14 protein-coding genes and 1 tRNA gene are annotated in these 16,930 nt (G+C 71.2%); 7 read left to right on the forward strand and 8 right to left on the reverse strand.

The annotated features are described in order from the left end of the window. Window positions 1-11 precede the first annotated feature (11 nt). On the reverse strand, window positions 12-824 hold the full coding sequence (locus tag HAV39_RS23380; RefSeq protein WP_239120275.1) for a serine/threonine protein kinase: 813 nt from the start codon (window positions 822-824) through the stop codon (window positions 12-14). 155 nt (window positions 825-979) lie between these two features. Here HAV39_RS23380 and HAV39_RS23385 point away from each other — a divergent pair. Together HAV39_RS23385 and HAV39_RS23390 are read left to right on the forward strand one after the other, a co-directional pair. After that, window positions 980-1,053 (forward strand) — tRNA-Ile (locus HAV39_RS23385). Window positions 1,054-1,088: 35 nt separating this feature from the next. After that, a complete protein-coding gene (locus tag HAV39_RS23390) occupies window positions 1,089-1,244 on the forward strand; it encodes a hypothetical protein (RefSeq protein ID WP_191841281.1) in 156 nt (51 codons plus the stop codon). A 15-nt stretch (window positions 1,245-1,259) separates the two neighbouring features. Here HAV39_RS23390 and HAV39_RS23395 read toward each other — a convergent pair whose 3' ends face one another. Next, a complete protein-coding gene (locus HAV39_RS23395) occupies window positions 1,260-1,931 on the reverse strand; it encodes a type 1 periplasmic-binding domain-containing protein (RefSeq protein ID WP_191841282.1) in 672 nt (223 codons plus the stop codon). Window positions 1,932-2,104: 173 nt separating this feature from the next. On the opposite strand from HAV39_RS23395, the gene HAV39_RS23400 reads away from it, so the two are divergent. From HAV39_RS23400 to mraY, 4 genes are all read left to right on the forward strand, one after another. Beyond that, complete coding sequence (locus HAV39_RS23400; protein WP_191841283.1) at window positions 2,105-3,319, forward strand: HupE/UreJ family protein; 1,215 nt, start codon at window positions 2,105-2,107, stop codon at window positions 3,317-3,319. A gap of 140 nt (window positions 3,320-3,459) precedes the next feature. After that, on the forward strand, window positions 3,460-5,433 hold the full coding sequence (locus tag HAV39_RS23405) for a purple acid phosphatase family protein (RefSeq protein WP_239120274.1): 1,974 nt from the start codon (window positions 3,460-3,462) through the stop codon (window positions 5,431-5,433). 92 nt (window positions 5,434-5,525) lie between these two features. Continuing rightward, the gene (locus tag HAV39_RS23410; RefSeq protein WP_191841284.1) at window positions 5,526-6,602 is read left to right on the forward strand and encodes a COG1361 family protein; all 1,077 of its coding nucleotides are present in this window, start codon (window positions 5,526-5,528) and stop codon (window positions 6,600-6,602) included. Between the two features lie 279 nt (window positions 6,603-6,881). Beyond that, window positions 6,882-7,997 carry a phospho-N-acetylmuramoyl-pentapeptide-transferase gene (mraY, locus tag HAV39_RS23415; protein WP_120316381.1) on the forward strand — a complete coding sequence of 372 codons (1,116 nt, stop codon included), beginning with the start codon at window positions 6,882-6,884 and terminating at the stop codon, window positions 7,995-7,997. 119 nt (window positions 7,998-8,116) lie between these two features. On the opposite strand, the gene HAV39_RS23420 is transcribed toward mraY, so the two are convergent. The 6 genes from HAV39_RS23420 to HAV39_RS23445 form a co-directional block, all read right to left on the reverse strand. Beyond that, window positions 8,117-8,866: an ABC transporter permease gene (locus HAV39_RS23420; protein WP_191841285.1), complete on the reverse strand. Its 750-nt coding sequence runs from the start codon at window positions 8,864-8,866 to the stop codon at window positions 8,117-8,119. Beyond that, window positions 8,863-9,804: an ATP-binding cassette domain-containing protein gene (locus tag HAV39_RS23425; protein WP_191841286.1), complete on the reverse strand. Its 942-nt coding sequence runs from the start codon at window positions 9,802-9,804 to the stop codon at window positions 8,863-8,865. Before HAV39_RS23425 ends, HAV39_RS23420 begins: the two co-directional genes overlap by 4 nt. A 136-nt stretch (window positions 9,805-9,940) precedes the next feature. Further along, window positions 9,941-10,516 carry a dienelactone hydrolase family protein gene (locus HAV39_RS23430; RefSeq protein ID WP_191841287.1) on the reverse strand — a complete coding sequence of 192 codons (576 nt, stop codon included), beginning with the start codon at window positions 10,514-10,516 and terminating at the stop codon, window positions 9,941-9,943. A 121-nt stretch (window positions 10,517-10,637) separates the two neighbouring features. Further along, window positions 10,638-11,831 (reverse strand): serine hydrolase domain-containing protein, encoded by a 1,194-nt coding sequence (locus HAV39_RS23435; protein ID WP_203736098.1) that lies wholly within the window; start codon window positions 11,829-11,831, stop codon window positions 10,638-10,640. A 75-nt stretch (window positions 11,832-11,906) separates the two neighbouring features. Further along, entirely contained in the window at window positions 11,907-13,088 is a 1,182-nt protein-coding gene (locus HAV39_RS23440; RefSeq protein ID WP_239120272.1) for a glycoside hydrolase family 3 N-terminal domain-containing protein, read from the reverse strand. An 81-nt stretch (window positions 13,089-13,169) separates the two neighbouring features. Next, the gene (locus tag HAV39_RS23445; protein ID WP_191841288.1) at window positions 13,170-14,036 is read right to left on the reverse strand and encodes an alpha/beta fold hydrolase; all 867 of its coding nucleotides are present in this window, start codon (window positions 14,034-14,036) and stop codon (window positions 13,170-13,172) included. Between the two features lie 431 nt (window positions 14,037-14,467). On the opposite strand from HAV39_RS23445, the gene HAV39_RS23450 reads away from it, so the two are divergent. Beyond that, complete coding sequence (locus HAV39_RS23450) at window positions 14,468-16,921, forward strand: discoidin domain-containing protein (RefSeq protein WP_191841289.1); 2,454 nt, start codon at window positions 14,468-14,470, stop codon at window positions 16,919-16,921. The last annotated feature ends 9 nt before the right edge of the window (window positions 16,922-16,930 follow it).

Below are 16,930 nucleotides of genomic sequence, written 5' to 3' on the forward strand. Positions count from 1 at the left end.
CTGTGTACGGATCACGCGGGCGCGGTCGCGGCCCGCCAGGCCCCGGCGAGTTCGGCGACGGTGACATGGCGGTGCTCGGGGCGAGCGTCCGTCGCCGTGGTGATGACGGCCGTTTGACGGTCCGAGCCACGCCAGGCGGCCTCGACGTCGCCGGCGTCCAGTAGCAGCCGCAACGTGCGGCCCAGGTTGAACACCGTCGTCCGCTCGTCGATCACCGCGCCGCGGCGGAACTCCTCCGGCGCCATGAACCTGGTCGAACCGGGCAGCCGGGCCGCCTCCAGCGTGAACGGCCCCGGCCGGTACTCGTCGACGTCGACGACGTGCATCCGGGACGCGGCGAAGTCGTAGAGCAGGCAGCCGTCGTAGAAGTCCACCGCCACGAACCCCGCCGCCGCCACCGCGACGTGTGCGTCGAGGACCGCGTCCAGCGCCGCTTCGACCCGGTCCAATGGCAGCGCGCGGAACCTGGCCATCGCCCCGTCCGGATCCGTGCGCACCGCGGCCCCGCGGGGATCCGCCGGGTACAGCACACCGCCGTCCAGCCACGGATAGACCAGCGCATGCTCGCCCGAGCGCAGCCGGAATGCGCCCACCGGCGCGGCGATCGCCTCGTGCGCCACGGCCCCGTGCACCGCCAGGGCCCGGCGCAGCGAGTCGTGCCCGGCCTGGAAGGTCTTCACGAATCGCCGCCCGGTCGGAGTGGCCACCCCGTACGAGACGCAGCCCGAGCCCTGCAGCTCGAAGGTGGCGAAGCGGGTGCCCAGGGCGTCGATCCAGGCGGGCAGGTCGCTGTCGACGGGGGTCGGGATCGGCGGGCGCGGCATGTCGCGACGGTAGGGGACCGTGTCCGCGGCGTCGATCGGATATCCCGCCCGGCCCGGGCGGGCATGCCTGACCGGCCAGGAGTGTCGCACCGATATCGGGCGTGTGAGCAGCGGCGCAGATTCGCTACGCTATGCGCGCCGGGATCATCCGGCGCGGGGCGGTAGCTCAGCAGGTTAGAGCAGGGGACTCATAATCCCTCGGTCGCGGGTTCGAGTCCCGCCCGCCCCACCGACGGCCACCGTGCCGTGATCCGGGAGCGCCGGGTGTCGTCCCGGGTCGAGGTCGAACGGCGCTGGCGCGAGCGTTACCTGCCCGCCCAGCAGTTCTACTTCGCCACGGTCCGCCCGACCGATCAGGTCGACATCATCGTGCACAACGACGAGCCCCGGCAGCCGGTCTGGGAGACCCGCGCACGCTGAACGCGATCACGCGGGTCAGTGCTGGTCGAGCCAGATCACGATGCCGGTCAGGTCGTTGAGCACGGCCGCGACGCCCGCCCGGATGGCGGCCGCGCAGCGCTCGGCGGTGAAGGAGGCGGCGTCGTACGTCGAGGACATGCCGAGTCCTTCGCCGCGGAATGAGGCGCCTGACCAGTCGACCGCGGTGACGTTGTGCGTGGGCTCGGCCAGTTCCGCGCCGACCACCAGGAACTGCTGGGACAGGTGGCTCGCGGTGACCAGCGCGAGCGGGTCGATGAGGTCGTTGCCGGCGCTGACGATGAGGTCCGGGGCCATCTCCAGGGCCCGGGTCACCGCGTGCAGGAGGTCGTGGGGCCCGTCGGGAGTGACTGTCCGCAGGTCGACGTGCTCCTCTTCGGCCCACTGCTCGACCGCCGCCACCAGGGCCTTGGTCGGGGCGTCGGCGCCCGCGGTCAGCAGCACCACGCGGTAGTCCGCTGACGGGTGGACGCTGGTCCAGGACCCGGGCCGGGGCGTGATGGTCGCCTCGGGGGCGGGCCGGGCGGAGGGGTCGACGAACCCCGGGCCTAGGGCGCCGACGGCGGTGGGCTTGGCATGCGGCTGGGACCAGTCGTCGCCGGAGCTGCATCCGGTGATGAGCGCGGCGACCGCGGCCAGTATGGCGACGGCCCGAAGCGGAGGGCGCAAGGTGATCGTCCTGGGAGTGGGGAGGGGCTCGGTTCCCCGTATTCCTACCTCAGCGAAAGGCGCTTCCGGCCGGTCGGAGGCCGTCGCGGGCGTTTGTTCGCCAGCGGTTCGCCGCTCGTCGGGCTGGTGTTCACGCGTGCCGTGCAACGTGCACTGGCCAGCTAAGGAGCACCATGTCACGGCACATCCGCCATACCCTCACCGTCGCCGCCGGCATCGCCGCGGCGGTCCTCACTTTCCTGGGCGCCGCCCCGGCGTCCGCCCACGGTTTCTCCTCGACCGCCTACGTCGACCTCGCCTCGGGCGGGCAGGGCCACGTCCGGACGCAGCTCGGTCTCGAGTACGACCTGCTCGTCGTGTCCGCCGCCGACTTCGGGCACGTCGACGCCCTGTTCCGGGAAGGCACCGCCGCGTTCGAGGGCGGCGACGCCGCAGCGCAGGCCGCGGTGCTCGACGCCCACGCGGAGCCGGTCGTCGCGTACGTCACCAAGCATCTGTCGGTCACCTCGGACGGCGCGGTCTGCGCCCCGGCGCGCGTCGGCGGCTTCACGGTCGGCGAGCGGGAGGGCGTGCCGTACGCCGGGCTGCTGCTCGACTGGGCCTGCCCGGACCGGGCCGGCGGGCACGAGGTGCGCAGCGACCTGTTCCCCGACGGCGAGGGCTTCGTCAAGGACACCAAGACCATCGTCACGTACGACCTGGACGGCCACTCGGGCAGCGCCGCGCTCGACGCCGCGAGCCCGTCCTTCTCGACCGCGCAGACGTGGTATCAGCGGTTCGGCGAGTTCTTCGGCCTCGGCGCCGAGCACCTGCTCGGCGGCATCGACCACATCCTGTTCCTGCTGGCGCTCATCGCCGGGTCGCGCCGCCTGCGCGAGATCGTGCTCACGGCCACGAGCTTCACCCTCGCCCACTCGGTGACGTTCCTGCTCGCCGCGCTCGGCCTGGTGCAGGTGCCCGCGGCGATCGTGGAGCCGGTCATCGCGCTGTCGATCGCGGTGGTGGCCGGCTGGCACCTGTGGCGTATCCGCCGCCGCGGCGAGCACGCCGTCGACCTCGCGGAGTCCGGCCGCGGCCACTTCAGCCTGGACCGTTCCGGGTGGCTGCGCCTGGCCGTGGTGTTCTGCTTCGGACTGGTGCACGGCCTGGGCTTCGCCGGCGCGCTGGGCATCGACGAGGCGTGGTCCTGGACGCTGCTGTGGTCGCTGCTGGTGTTCAACGTCGGCATCGAGGTCGTCCAGCTCGCGATCATCGCGGCCGTCTTCCCGCTGCTGATCGTGCTGCGCCGCCGCGCGCCGCGGGCGGGCCTCTGGGCGACGGGGCTGGTTTCGGCCGGAGTGGCCGTGATGGGGCTGGTCTGGTTCGTGCAACGGGTGTTCATGTCCTGATACCGAGTTGGTCTTGCGAGAAGGGTTGCCGAGCCGCCCGACGGGGTTCACCGCGGGTTCATCCGGCGGGTCAAGCGTAAGGACCGATCCACCAGTTGGGGGTTGCACCTCCGCGCCCCCACAAGCAAAGGAACAGAACCTTGAACCACTCGACACGGGCCTCCGGGCTTGTGCGGCACCGCATGGCCGCCGGGGCCACCGCGGCAGTGCTGGGCCTCGCCGTCGCCGTCGGCAGCGGCCTGGCCAGCCCGGCCGCGGCCGCGGACGGCGCCACGCTCACCGGCATCGTCCTCGGCGTCGGCGCCGACCAGTCGCAGCGCGTCGTGAACTGGTACTCCTCCGCGGACACCGCGCAGAAGGTCCAGCTCGCCCCGACCGCCGCGATCGTCAACGGCGAGTTCCCGGCCGACGCCGTCAGCGTTGACGCCGTCGGTGCGGCCAACACCTCCACCACCGGCTTCAACCGGCACGCGACGCTCACCAACCTGCGGGAGAACGTCGCGTACTCCTACCGGGTCGGCACCGAGGGCAACTGGTCGCCGGCGTACTCGTTCAAGACGCAGGACTTCGAGGGCGACTTCGACTTCCTGTTCTTCGGCGACCCGCAGATCGGCTCCTCCGGTGACCGGCTGAAGGACCAGGCCGGCTGGGAGGACACTCTCAAGGTGGCCACCACGGCCAACCCGAACGCCGAGCTGCTGGTGTCCGGCGGCGACCACGTCGAGAGCGCGAACGACGAGGGCCAGTGGACCTCGTTCCTGGCTCCCGACCAGCTGCGCCAGTACCCGCTGGTGGCCACCATCGGCAACCACGACGTGGGCGGCAAGTCCTACGAGCAGCACCACTTCACCCCGAACACGGACCGCACGGCCCCGTACTACGACAACGGGAACCCGGCGGGCACCAAGTCCGGTGGCGACTACTGGTTCGTCTACAAGGACGTGCTGTTCATCGACATCAACAGCAACAGCTACAAGGTGCCGGCGGGCGGCGGCAACGTCGGCGACGAGGCGCACGTCTCGTACATCACCGACGTGATCAACAAGCACGGCGCCGAGGCCAAGTGGAAGGTGCTGGTCTACCACCACTCCATCTACTCCCCGGCCAGCCACGCCACCGACACCGACAACAAGGACCGTCGTGAGCACTTCACGACCGCGTTCTCGAACCTCGGTATCGACATGGTCCTGCAGGGCCACGACCACAGCTACTCGCGCAGCTACGCCATCAAGAACGGCCAGAAGGCCAATCCGGCGGAGCAGCCCGGCGCGGCCGAGGTGACCCCCGGCCCCGGCGGCGTCATCTATGTGACGGCGAACTCGGCCTCGGGCTCGAAGTACTACGACATCAAGACCCCGGACTCGACCGGCACCGGCATCCGCGGCAACGGCCCGGACCCGCTGAACCCGGGCAGCTACTGGTACAACTCCGTGCAGAACCAGGAGCACGTCCGCAGCTACGTCAAGGTGCAGGTGAAGGCCGACAAGCTGGTGCTGGAGAACCTCCGCAGCGGCACCTGCGCGGCGCCGAACTCCTCGGTCGAGGGCGGCAGCTGGTGCAACAACACCACCGCCGCGCAGCCGGTCGGCTCGATCGTCGACAAGGTCACCGTGCACCCGTACCAGGGTGACGGCCAGTCCATCCAGGTCAACGTGCCCAACCCGGCGCCGGGCGAGTTCGGCTGGACCATCGACGGCTACAACGGCCTGGTGAACCTGGGCACCGCCCAGGAGCGCAACGGCTCGTTCTTCCAGGCAAGCGGCAAGATCAACCCGATCCTGGTGTCGGACAGCCGCCGCTCGCTGGCGCCGTGGTCGATCTCGGCCAGCGTGGGTGACTTCCGGGACGGCGACAAGTCGTTCTCGGGCGCCAACCTCGGCTGGACGCCGTACGTGCTCGACGCCGGTGCGGGCGCCCAGGCCAACGCCCAGGTGCTCTCCGGCTTCCAGGACCAGGGGCAGGGCCTGTCGGTCTCCCGTGGCCTGAGCTGGGCCGACCAGGGTCACCCCCGTGGTTCGGCCAAGATCGGTGCTGACCTGGATCTGCAGATCCCGGACAGCGTCGCGAAGGGCAGCTACCGCGCCACCCTCACGATCACTGCGCTGAGCAGCTGACCGATCCGCTCCACCGTGGCGGGGTGAGCGCCTTCCGGCGCTCACCCCGCCCGATCGCTCCACACTCGCTCCACTTCGCGCAAGGACCCGACATGCACTCACCTGACCCGCGCCGCCGCTCCGCCACCGCCCGACTGCTGACCGTCGCGCTGACCCTGCTGGGCGCGCTCGCCCTGGTCGGCCTGGGCGCCGACCCCGCGCTGGCGGCCGAAGGCGACGTCGCCTGGACGGTCCGCACGGCGTCGAACAGCTACGGTGCCGACCGGTCCAGCTACAGCTACGCCGTCAACCCCGGCGGCACCGTCGAGGACGCCCTGGTCGTGGCCAACCGCGGCACGGCCCCGCTGGACCTCGCGGTCTACGCCGCCGACGGCTTCACGACCGGCGCGGGCCAGCTCGACCTGCTCCCCAAGGACGGCAAGTCGGTCGCGGTCGGCGTATGGGTCCACGCCGACCGCGGCAACGTCGTCCTCAAGCCGGGCGAGTCCGTCCAGGTCCCCTTCAAGGTCACCGTGCCCGCCAATGCCACGCCCGGCGACTACGTCGGCGGGATCGTCAGCTCCCTGACGCAGTCCGGCGACGCGGCGGGCATCAACGTCGACCGCCGCCTCGGCATCCGGGTGAAGCTGCGGGTCGGCGGCGAGCTCAAGCCGAGCCTCGCCGTCGAGGAACTGCGGGTCGACTACGCGGGCACGGCCAACCCGCTGGGCAAGGGTGACGCCACCGTCACCTACCGGATCCACAACACCGGCAACGCCATGCTCTCGGCCCAGCAGGCGGTGTCCGTCGCAGGACCGTTCGGCTGGCTGCGGGCCGAGGCGGGGCAGCTCGCCCCGTCGCCGCAGCTGCTGCCGGGGGAGAGCTGGGAGGTGAGCGTGCCCGTGCACGGCGTGGCGCCGACGGTCGGGCTCACCGCCACCGTGACCCTCACCCCGCTGCTCGTCGACGCGTCGGGCACCACCTCGCCGCTGGCGCAGGTCGAGGCGACGGCGGGCGGCTGGGCCGTCCCGTGGACGCTGCTCCTGCTGATCGTCGTGCTGGTCGCGGTCGCCGTCGGGGTGCGGGTGCTGTCGCACCGCGGCCGCGCGCAGCGCAAGCAGCGTGAGGACGCCCGCGTGCAGGAGGCCGTCGAGCAGGCGCTGCGCGACAAGGAGACGGACGAGAGCTGACCACCGGTTGCGGAACTCCGCGGGAAAGCGTGGGCACCGTCGGCATCCTGACCTGCGAGCGGGACATCCTCGCAGCTCAGGATGTCGGCAAAACCGAGTGCGGGCACCACTGTTGGCGCGCCCTTAGGAACCTGGGCTATTGTGCCGCTCGGCGGAAATGAGGTCTCGGGTGCTTGCGGATAGGTTGGCGCTGGTGAATGGCTCGGGACACCGGGCATGGCAGGCCGAGGACTCACCCCGGCTTTCTGGTTCTGGCGCAGCGCACGGCGGTGTGCGTCCGTGAGAGCCGTGATCGTCGCGGCGGCGGTGGCCTTCCTGCTGTCGCTGCTGGGAACGCCGTTGCTCGTCAGGATTCTGAACCGGCTGAAGGCCGGTCAGCCCATCAGAGACGAGCTGGCCCTCAAGTCCAACGAGGGCAAGCGCGGCACGCCGGGCATGGGCGGGTTGGCGTTCATCCTGGCCACCATCATCGCCTACGTGGCCGGGCACATCGCGCTGCGCGGGCTGCCGGAGGCCCAGATCGGCCAGGTCCGCCCGACCATCACCGCGCTGGTCGTGCTGGGAACGTTCGTCTTCTGCGGCGCGATCGGCTTCGTCGACGACTACATGAAGGTGATCGGCAAGAGCAGTGCCGGGCTCAGCGCCAAGGGCAAGCTGGTCGGCCAACTGCTGGTGGGCAGCGCCTTCGGCATCATCGCGATGTACTACCCGTCGTCCAACGGGCAGACGGTCGGCTCCACCAAGCTGTCGTTCGTCAAGGACATCTCCTGGCTGGACCTCACCAAGGTCGGCGCGGTCGTGCTGTTCGTGCTGATGGTGATGTTCATGAGCAACGCGGTCAACCTGGCCGACGGCATGGACGGTCTGGCCACCGGCGCGTCGGTGCTGGTCGTCGGCGCGTACGCGATCATCGGTTACTGGCAGTACCAGCACTGGTGTGCCGACACCACCGGTTATGCGGCCAACCCGAACGCCTACTGCTACTCGGTGCGGGATCCGCTCGAAGTCGCGATGATCGCCGCCGCCGTCGCCGCGGCCTGCGTGGGCTTCCTGTGGTCGAACACCTCGCCGGCGAAGATCTTCATGGGCGACGCCGGTGCGCTCGGCCTCGGCGGGCTGATGGCCGCCCTGGCCATGGCCACCCACACCCACCTGCTGCTGCCGCTCCTGGCGTCCCTGTTCGTGATCAGCCTGATGTCGGTGGTCATCCAGGTCATCTCCTTCCAGACGCGCGGCAAGCGGGTGTTCCGGATGTCGCCGATCCACTACCACTTCGAACTCGGCGGCTGGACCGAGGTCAACGTCGTGATCCGGTTCTGGATCGTCGCGGCGATCAGCGTCGGCATCGGCCTCGGCTTCTTCTACGGCGAGTTCCTGCAGAACGTGCAGCGGTAGCTTCGCGCCGATCGGCGGGGCGGATCAGCGGAGCTCATGACGCGGTGACGGCACGGTGCCGCCCCGGCGAACCTCGGTTCGCCGGGGCGGCACCGGAAGCCGGCGTCAACCGGTCGTGGTCAGGCGCGCTTCATGAACGTGGCACGCGCCCACAGGTAGCCGACGAGCGCGATCACGACGCACCAGGAGACGGCGAGGATCACGTCGGTGCTGTCCGGTGCTCCGTTGATCAGCCCGCGCATCGTCTCGATGATGGGCGTGAAGGGCTGGTACTCCGCGAACTGCCGCAGGCCCGGCCCCATCTTCTCGGCGGGCACGATCGCGCTGCTGAAGAACGGCAGCATGACCAGCGGCACGGCGGCCAGACCCGCCGTCTCCGGCGACTTCGCCGACAACCCCAGGGCGACCGTGATCCAGCCGGCGGCGAACCCGAGCAGCACGACCACGCCGGCGACGCCGAGCCAGTCGAGCGGGCTCGCCGACGGGTTGAATCCCAGCAGGAAGGCCACCCCGAGCAGCGCCGCGATGGCGACCACGTTGGTCAGCACGCTGGCGACGACGTGCCCGGTCAGCACCGCGCCACGGGAGACGTCCATGACCTTGAACCGGTTGATGATGCCCTTGGTCATGTCGGAGTTCACCGACGTCGCGGTGGCGCCCAGCCCGTAGCAGACCGCCAGCAGCATCAGTCCCGGCGTCGCGTAGTCGATGTAGTCGACGCCGACGTCGAAGGCGTCTCCGAACATGTACACGAACATCAGCATGAGGATGATCGGCATCAGCACCGCGTTGAAGACCGAGGTCGGATTCCGGGCGATGTGCCGGAAGTTGCGGCGCAGCATGACCAGCGAGTGCGACTTGGCGCTCATTTCGCGTCCACCTCCGTGGTGTGGCCCGTCAGGGCGAGGAAAACGTCGTCGAGGTCGGGGGTGTGCACCGAGCACTCCTCGGCACTGAGCGAGTACTCGTCGAGCCGGTCCAGCAGCGCCCGCAGCGACTTCGTGCCGCCGTCGCCAGGCACCCGCAGGGTCAGCGCCTCGGGGTCGGGAGTGGAGTCGGTGAGGACCCGCGCGGCCGCGTCGAGTTCGGCGGCGGTGGCGAACCGGAGCCGGACGTGGGTCCCGGGGATCTGGCGCTTGAGCTCGTCGGCGGTGCCCTGGGCGACCAGGCGGCCCTGATCGAGCACCGCGATGCGGTCGGCGAGCTGGTCGGCTTCCTCGAGATACTGGGTGGTGAGGAAGATGGTCACGCCGTCGGCGACCAGGCCCCGGATGATCGACCACATCGTGCGGCGGCTGCGCGGGTCCAGCCCCGTCGTCGGCTCGTCGAGGAAGATGATCCGCGGGTTGCCGACCAGCGTCATCGCCAGGTCGAGCTTGCGGCGCATACCACCGGAGTAGGTCGACGCGGGTTTGTCCGCCGATCCGGTCAGCTCGAACCGTTCCAGCAGGTCCGCGACGACCTGGTGGCCGTCGCGGGGCGCCGCGCGGTTCAGGTCGACCATCAGCTGCAGGTTCTCCCGCCCCGTCAGCAGCTCGTCCACCGCCGCGAACTGGCCGGTCACGCCGATCGCGGCGCGCACCGCCTTGGCCTCGGTCGCGAGGTCATGGCCTGCGACGCGGACCGTGCCGCCGTCGGCGCTCATCAACGTGGTCAGCACGTTCACCGTCGTCGTCTTGCCCGCCCCGTTCGGCCCGAGCAGCGCGAACACCGTGCCCGCACGGACATCGAGGTCGATGCCGTCGAGCACGACCTTGTCCTGATAGGCCTTTCGCAGTCCGGAGACCGCGATCGCTGAAGTCGTCATGCGGACGACTATCGGGAGCCGGCCTGTCACCGGCCTGACGTGACCCTGACGCGGCCGCTGACACGGCCGTTCGAGCGCCGGCACACCGGGGTCGACCGACGCTCCGTCGCGTCGCCCCGGTGAACGGTGGTGCGGCTCAGTGGCGGTTCACGAAGTCGAGCACCCGTTCGGCGACGAGCGCGCCGGCGTCGGCGTCGTAGGTCGCCAGCGAGCTGTCGGTGAACAGGTGCCGGTCGCCCGGGTAGACGAACAGCTCCCCGTCGACAGCCTCCTTGACCAGCGCGCGAGCCGCGTCGATGTCGCCCTCCTCGGCGAAGAACGGGTCCGCGTCCATGCCGTGGACCTGCACCGGGACGTCGGCCGGCCAGCTGCCGCCGAACTCCGACGGCGGAACGCAGGATTCCAGCAGCACCGCGCCGCGGGCGCCGGGCCGGGTCTGCGCCAGCTGTTGCGCGGGCATCACGCCGAGCGAGAATCCGACGTACACGAGCTCGGCGGGCAGGGTGTCGGCGGCGCGTACGGCCCGCTCCCTGAGCTCGCCGAAACCGACCTGGCGGGCGTAGGCCAGGCCCTCGTCCAGCGTCGGGAACGTGTTGCCGTCGTACACGTCCGGGGTGTGCACCGTGTGCCCGGCCTGCCGCAGCCGGTCGGCGAAGGCCCGGATGCCCTCGGTCAGCCCCTGCGCGTGGTGGAACAGCAGCACTTCGGCCATGCGAGTTCTCCTTGTCGATCGGGTCGGCGGCGCGGTCGCGCCGGCCGAGGGGTGTCTGCCGGGCACCCTAGATCCCATTGCGGACGTTCCGCGTCCGGATTCGTGCCCCGGACGGTAGCGTTCACCGGCCGGTGGGCGTGGGGGCCGGGGCGACCAGGTGGTAGACGTTGTCGGGGGTGACCAGCTGCGTGACGACCTCGGCGATGCGCCCGGCCGCGTGCTCGGCGGGGATGTCGGTGTCGGCGAGCACCACCAGGGTCGCGTTGCGCTCCGGGATGGCGACCGCCACCGTGGTGTAGCCGGGGATGCTGCCGTTGTGGCCCCACCAGCCGTTGACGTCGAAGACCGCGAACCGGTACAGCGCGCCCAGGCCCGTCCTGTCCACCTGCGCCATCCGCTCCCGCTGGAGCTGCGGGTCGAGCAGCGTGCCCTTGGCCAGCGCCAGAACCCAGGTCTTCAGATCGGCGACGGTGGACACCATCGCCCCGGCCGCGCCCGCCCACACCGGGTTCCACAGCGAGGCGTCCATCTCCTTGCCGTCCGGCGCGAGCGTGTAGCCGTGGGCGTACGGGACGGGCAGCTGCCCGTCGGCCGGGTAGCTGGTCCGGGTCAGCCGCAGCGGGTCGAAGATGTGCTGCTGGAAGTACTCGGCCAGCGGCTGCCCGGTGACCTTCTCGACCACCATGCCGAGCAGCACGAGGTTGACGTTGGCGTACTGGAAGCGGCTGCCCGGCGCGAAGTTCAGTGGGTGCCGGGCGGTGATCTCGAGCAGCTGCTGCGGGGTGGCCGCCCCGGCGGTCGGGCCCTTCGGCAGCTCGTCCAGCACCGTGGTGGCGAACTCCGGGTCCTGCTCGAACGAGTAGAGCCCGCTGTGCATGTCGCCGAGCATGCGCAGCGTGATGTCGTCCCCGGAGGGCACGCCCGCGACGTACTTGCCGATCGGGTCGGTCAGCGCGATGCGTCCCTGCTCGACGAGCTGCAGGACGGCCGTGCCGGTGAAGGTCTTGGTGACGCTGCCGATCCGCATGTGGTCGTCGACGCTCATCGGCGTGCCGCGGGCCTTGTCCCCGGTGCCGTAGGCCCTGGTGTGGTCGACCACCCCGGGCACGGAGACGCCGACGATCGCACCCGGGATGCCGAGCTCGCGCATCACCTGCCGCACCGCCGAGTCCAGCCGGGCGGTCAGGTCGGTCGCGGCGACGCCGGGGGAGGGCGCGGGTGTCGGCCGGTCCGCCGGTGTGCCGCGTGCCGCCGTCCCCGACAGGGCCATCAGGGCGGTGCACACGACGACCAGTACGGCTCTCCTGACCGGCACAGGCTTCACCCTATGCACGGGCCCGGGCGCGCCGCGCCGATTGGCCGGATGTCCGGTTCGCCGGGCCGGCGCGGCTCAGCGCGGTGGCCACAGGGCGTCGATGCGGGCGACGGACCGGTCGATCCGCGCGGCGGTGATCTTCCCGGCGCGGATCAGCCCGAGCACGTGCTCGACGGTCTCGGTGACGATCGCCGGGTCGTAGACCGCCTGGTTGCCGAAGATGAGCTGGTCCACCCCGGCCTCCAGGGCGAACGTGGTCGCCTCGTCGCGGGCGTACCGGCTGGTGATCGCGACCGCCTGCATGTCGTCGGTGACCACCACGCCGTCCCAGCCCAGCTGCCCACGGAGCAGGTCGGTGACGACGGCGTGGGACAGCGACACCGGCCGGTCGGGGTCGAGCTTGCGGTTGAGGAAGTGGGTGACCATGACGGTGTCGGCGGTGCCGGACTGGATCAGGCGCTGGAACGGCACGATCTCGGCCCGCGTCCAGGTGTCGGTCACGTCGACGGCCTCGAAGTCGGTGTTGCCGGTGGCGCTGCCGAGCCCGGGGAAGTGCTTGATCGAGGTGCGCACCTGCGCCTTGCGGTAGGTGTCGATGGTGTCGGTCGCGCAGGACACCACGACGTCCGGGTCGGCCGAGAAACTGCGGCCGAGCAGGGCGATCGCCGGGTTGGACGGGTTCACCGCGAGGTCGGCGACGGGGGCGAAGTTGAAGTTCACCCCGATCTCGACCAGGGTCTGCGCCATGCCGCCCGCCCAGGCGCGGGTGGCCGGGGGCGAGTTGAGCGCGCCGATCTCGGCCTGCGACTTCGTGGCGGGGAAGCCGTTCTGCGGCCCGAGCCGCGCGATCTTGCCGCCCTCCTGGTCGATGGAGACGATCAGGCCGTGCGGCGCCGCACCCTGCAGCGTCTTGATCAGCGCGGTGACCTGCGCCGGGGAGTTGATGTTGCGGCTCTCGCCGGTCAGCTGATCGCGGTCGAACAGGATGACGCCGCCGAGCCCGCGCTGGCCGATGTCTTTCATGATCCAGTCGTCGGGGCCGACCTCCGCGCCGCGGAAGCCGACGATCAGCATCCGGGCGATCTTCTTGCGCAGCGCGGCCTCGTCGAGGGCGGGGCCGGCCGCCGCGGGCGTGGTGGGCGCGGCGGCGGACGCCGCCGGATCCGGCCGCCTGGCGCATGCGCCCAGGCCCGCGGCGGCCACCGCGGCCCCGGCGCCGGCGAGCAGGCCCCGGCGGGAGATTCCGTCCCGTGTCACCCCGTCCACGTTACTGAGCCTTTTACCTGCTCAAGCCGATTATCGGCGGACCCCGCCGCCCGTGGGCGACGCCCGGCCCGCTCAGCAGATCATGGCGTCACCGGCGGGCCCGCTGCCGTGCACGAAGTCGCGGACCGCGGCGGCGAAGGCGGCGGGCTGCTCCGCCCAGGGCAGGTGCCCGGCGTCCAGGCTGATCCGGGTGGCCTGCGGCAGCGCGCGGGCCAGGGAGTCCACGCAGCGACGCGGGCGGATGTCGTGTACGCCGTCGATGATCAGCACGGGGGCACGGATGGTCGCGACGGCGGCGAGCGCGGCTCCCGAGTCGACGTACTCGGCGGTCTGCCGGCCCATCGCGGCATGGTGGGCGAGGTTGACGCCGAGGAACGGGGTCGCCGCCCGCTCGGCGAACTCGAGCGCCGTCGCGGGGTCGGCGAAGTCGGCGGTCCACTGCAGCACCGCCAGCTCCCGGTCCTCGTCGTGGCTGCGCTCGCGGGAGCTGAGCTCGTCGAAGCGGGCCCGGTGGGGTTCGAGCCGGGCGTGCAGCCCCGCCTGGTAGTCGGCCCGCCAGGTGGCAGCGGGGTCCACCCCGACGCCGGACACGTACACCAGGTGGCTGACGTGGTCGGGGTGGGTCAGGGCGTAGCGCAGCGCGAGCAGGCCGCCCCAGGAGTGGCCGAGCACGGCGACCGGCGACCGACTCGTGCTGCGGACCACGGCGTGCAGGTCGGCCACGTTCTGCTCGATCGAGTACGGCCCGGGGGACGGGGACCGGCCGCAGCCGCGCTGATCCCACTGCACGACGGTGCAGTCACCGCCGAGCAGCGCGGCCGGGTCGTCGAAGTAGTCCCACAGCCCCGGCCCGCCATGGCACAGCACCAGCGCAGGGCCGTCGCCCGTCCGCCGCGTCCACAGCGACACCCCGTCGTCCGCGCGCACCGTCTCGATCATCCCGACATTGTCCGCCACGGCCGGGGTCTGGTGTGGACGCTGTGCTGGTCATGCAAAGCATTGCGCTCACAGTCGAGGAATTTGCGTAAACGCTGCTGTCGGCAGACCGCCACAGGGCTAAAACGCGCTTCGTGGTGTAGCTATATATGCCCACTGCGATCGCGAAAAGTGCTGGCTTACCAGGGATTATGTGTCACCGGCCGACTGGTGCGGGGACGCAAGAGAATCCTGGACGTTTGTTTGAATTTTGCGTAAGACCCTGGACGTGGCGACGGTCGCGGACCTAATCTGCTGACATCTTCGGAACACGCTCGCGACGTGTCCGAAACAGCCGCCGAACACCGCCCGCGACGCGTGCCGGCCGCGATCCCATACCCCCGAATCCTTGAGCGCGTCTCCATCCGCGCGGATCATCCCGATAGGAGCCATTGATGAAGCTCCGCACCGCCCTGTTGGCCGCGACGACGGTCGCCGCGGCCGGCGTGCTGGCCGCGACGAACGCCACGGCCGCCGTCGCCGGTCCGGCCCTGCCGACCGTGCCGACCCTGCCCGGCACCGCCCTGCCGCTGCCCGTCCTGTACGGCGCGCGCGGCGCGGCCGTGCCCTTCACCGAGTACGAGGCCGAGCACGCCCGCACCGACGGCCGGGTGCTCGCCGCGACGCGCGCGTTCACCCAGCTCGCCGCGGAGGCGTCCGGCCGCCGCGCGGTCGCCCTCGACGCCGGCGAGTGGGTCGAGTTCACCCTGGCCAAGCCCGCCAACGCGGTCGACGTGCGCTACTCCGTGCCGGACGGCACGAGCGGATCGCTGACCGTGACAGCGAACGGCAAGACCGCCGGCCAGCTCGCCCTGACCTCGAAATACGCGCACGTGTACGGCAACTACCCGTACACCAACGACCCGGCCGACCGGGGCCGGCACCACTACTTCGACGACGCGCGCACGATGTTCGACCGCACCCTGGCCGCGGGCACCAAGGTGCGGCTGAAGGCGAGCGCCGCCACCGTGGTCGACCTCGCCGACTTCGAGGTCGTCGCCGCCGCCCCGGCCGCGCCCGCGGATCACCTGAACGCGCTCGACTTCGGCGCGGACCCGACCGGCGCGGCCGACTCCGGCGCCGCCCTGCAGACGGCGATCGACGCGGCCCGTGACGCCCAGCGCGGCCTGTGGATCCCGCCGGGCGACTACACCGTGACCCGCCACCTGCAGGTGGACCGGGTGACCGTGCGCGGCGCGGGCCCCTGGCACACCGTGCTGCGCGGCGTGGGCGTGGGCGTGTTCGGCAACGGCGCGCCGAACCCGAGCACCGATGTGCACCTGTCCGACTTCGCGGTCTTCGGCGAGACGGTGGTGCGCGACGACGCCACCATCGACAGCGGCTTCGGCGGCTCACTGAGCGGCTCGACCATCAGCAACGTCTGGGTCGAGCACGTCAAGGCGGGCATGTGGTTCGACGGCCCGTCCGAGGGCCTGACCATCGACGGCGGCCGGATCAAGAACGTCTGGGCCGACGGCCTCAACCTGCACGACGGGGTCAGCCGCAGCACGGTCAGCAACCTGTTCGTCCGCAACACCGGCGACGACGGCATGGCCATGTGGTCGGCGACCAACGCCGACACCGGCAACACCTTCAACCGCAACACCGTCTCCGTGCCGCTGCTGGCCAACGGCTTCGCGGTCTACGGCGGCCGGGACAACACGGTCCGCGACAACGTCGCCGCCGACACCGTCACCCAGGGCGGCGGCGTGCACGTGGGCAACCGGTTCGGCGCGAACCCGCTCGCCGGGACCACCACCATCAGCGGCAACCTGCTGGTGCGCACCGGCAGCCTGGTGCCCAACGAGCCGACGCAGATCGCCGCGCTGTGGTTCTGGGCCGCCGACGCTCCGCTGACCGGGGCCGTCCAGGTCCGCGACACCACGCTGCTGGACAGCTCGTACGGGGGGATGCAGTTCTTCGGCAAGTCCATCACGAACGTGTCCGTGGAGCGGGTGACCGTCGCCGGGGCGGGCACGGTGGCCCTGCAGTTGCAGGCGCCCGGCGCGGCCTCGTTCGCGAAGGTCGTCGCGTTCGGACTGGGCGACACGGGCGTGCACGACTGCGCCAGCGGCTTCGCGGTGACCCGCGGCGCGGGCAACCTCGGCTGGAACGGGACGCGCTGCGGCTTCGCCCCGGCCGGTCAGCTGGAGATCGCCCAGGCCACCGGCGTCGAGTACGGCTTCCAGCCGATCGGCACGCAGGCGGTGCGACCCGTCGCGATCACCAACCCCGGCCCGAAGCCGATCACGATCGAGTCGGTCGTGCCGCCGCGCGGCTACACGGTGGACAGCGGCTGCGCCGTGATCGCGGTCGGCGCGACCTGCACCCTGCAGGTGCGGTTCGCTCCGGCGGCCTCGGGCAACTACGCGGGTCTGCTGACGATCCACAGCACCTCGCCCGCCGGTCCGTACGTGGTCGGCCTCAAGGGCATCGGATTCGACCCCGCCGGCAACCTGGCCCTGGGCCGCGACATCACGTCCAGCTCGCAGGCCGGCTGGTGGATCGCGCCGCCGAACCTGGTGGACGGCGACCAGTCGACATATTTCGAGAGCCTCAACGGGGCCTTCCCGCAGACCGTCACGCTGGACCTGGGCCACCAGGTGTCGGTGAGCCGGATCGTGCTGAAGCTGCCCGCCAACTGGGGCGGCCGCCGGCAGACCATCGCCGTGTCGGCCGACGGCGCGCCGCTGGTCGACGCGGCCGAGCACCTGTTCGCGCCGGAGACCGGCAACGTCGTCACCATCGCCTTCCCGGCCGTCACGGCCCGGGAGCTGACGCTGACGTTCACGTCCAACACCGGCTGGCCGGCGGCGCAGATCTCGGAGTTCGAGGTCTACGCCCGCTGACCCCGCACC

The organism is Catellatospora chokoriensis (assembly GCF_011297315.1).
GTDB classification, from domain to species: domain Bacteria; phylum Actinomycetota; class Actinomycetes; order Mycobacteriales; family Micromonosporaceae; genus Catellatospora; species Catellatospora citrea.

Excerpts from the sequence above, each read along its gene's own strand:
- HAV39_RS23450 (WP_191841289.1), top strand. The coding sequence starts at position 14,468 with ATGAAGCTCCGCACCGCCCTGTTGGCCGCGACGACGGTCGCCGCGGCC.
- HAV39_RS23380 (WP_239120275.1), bottom strand. The coding sequence starts at position 824 with ATGCCGCGCCCGCCGATCCCGACCCCCGTCGACAGCGACCTGCCCGCC.
- HAV39_RS23410 (WP_191841284.1), top strand. The coding sequence starts at position 5,526 with ATGCACTCACCTGACCCGCGCCGCCGCTCCGCCACCGCCCGACTGCTG.
- HAV39_RS23430 (WP_191841287.1), bottom strand. The coding sequence starts at position 10,516 with ATGGCCGAAGTGCTGCTGTTCCACCACGCGCAGGGGCTGACCGAGGGC.
- HAV39_RS23400 (WP_191841283.1), top strand. The coding sequence starts at position 2,105 with ATGTCACGGCACATCCGCCATACCCTCACCGTCGCCGCCGGCATCGCC.
- HAV39_RS23425 (WP_191841286.1), bottom strand. The coding sequence starts at position 9,804 with ATGACGACTTCAGCGATCGCGGTCTCCGGACTGCGAAAGGCCTATCAG.
- HAV39_RS23445 (WP_191841288.1), bottom strand. The coding sequence starts at position 14,036 with ATGATCGAGACGGTGCGCGCGGACGACGGGGTGTCGCTGTGGACGCGG.
- HAV39_RS23420 (WP_191841285.1), bottom strand. The coding sequence starts at position 8,866 with ATGAGCGCCAAGTCGCACTCGCTGGTCATGCTGCGCCGCAACTTCCGG.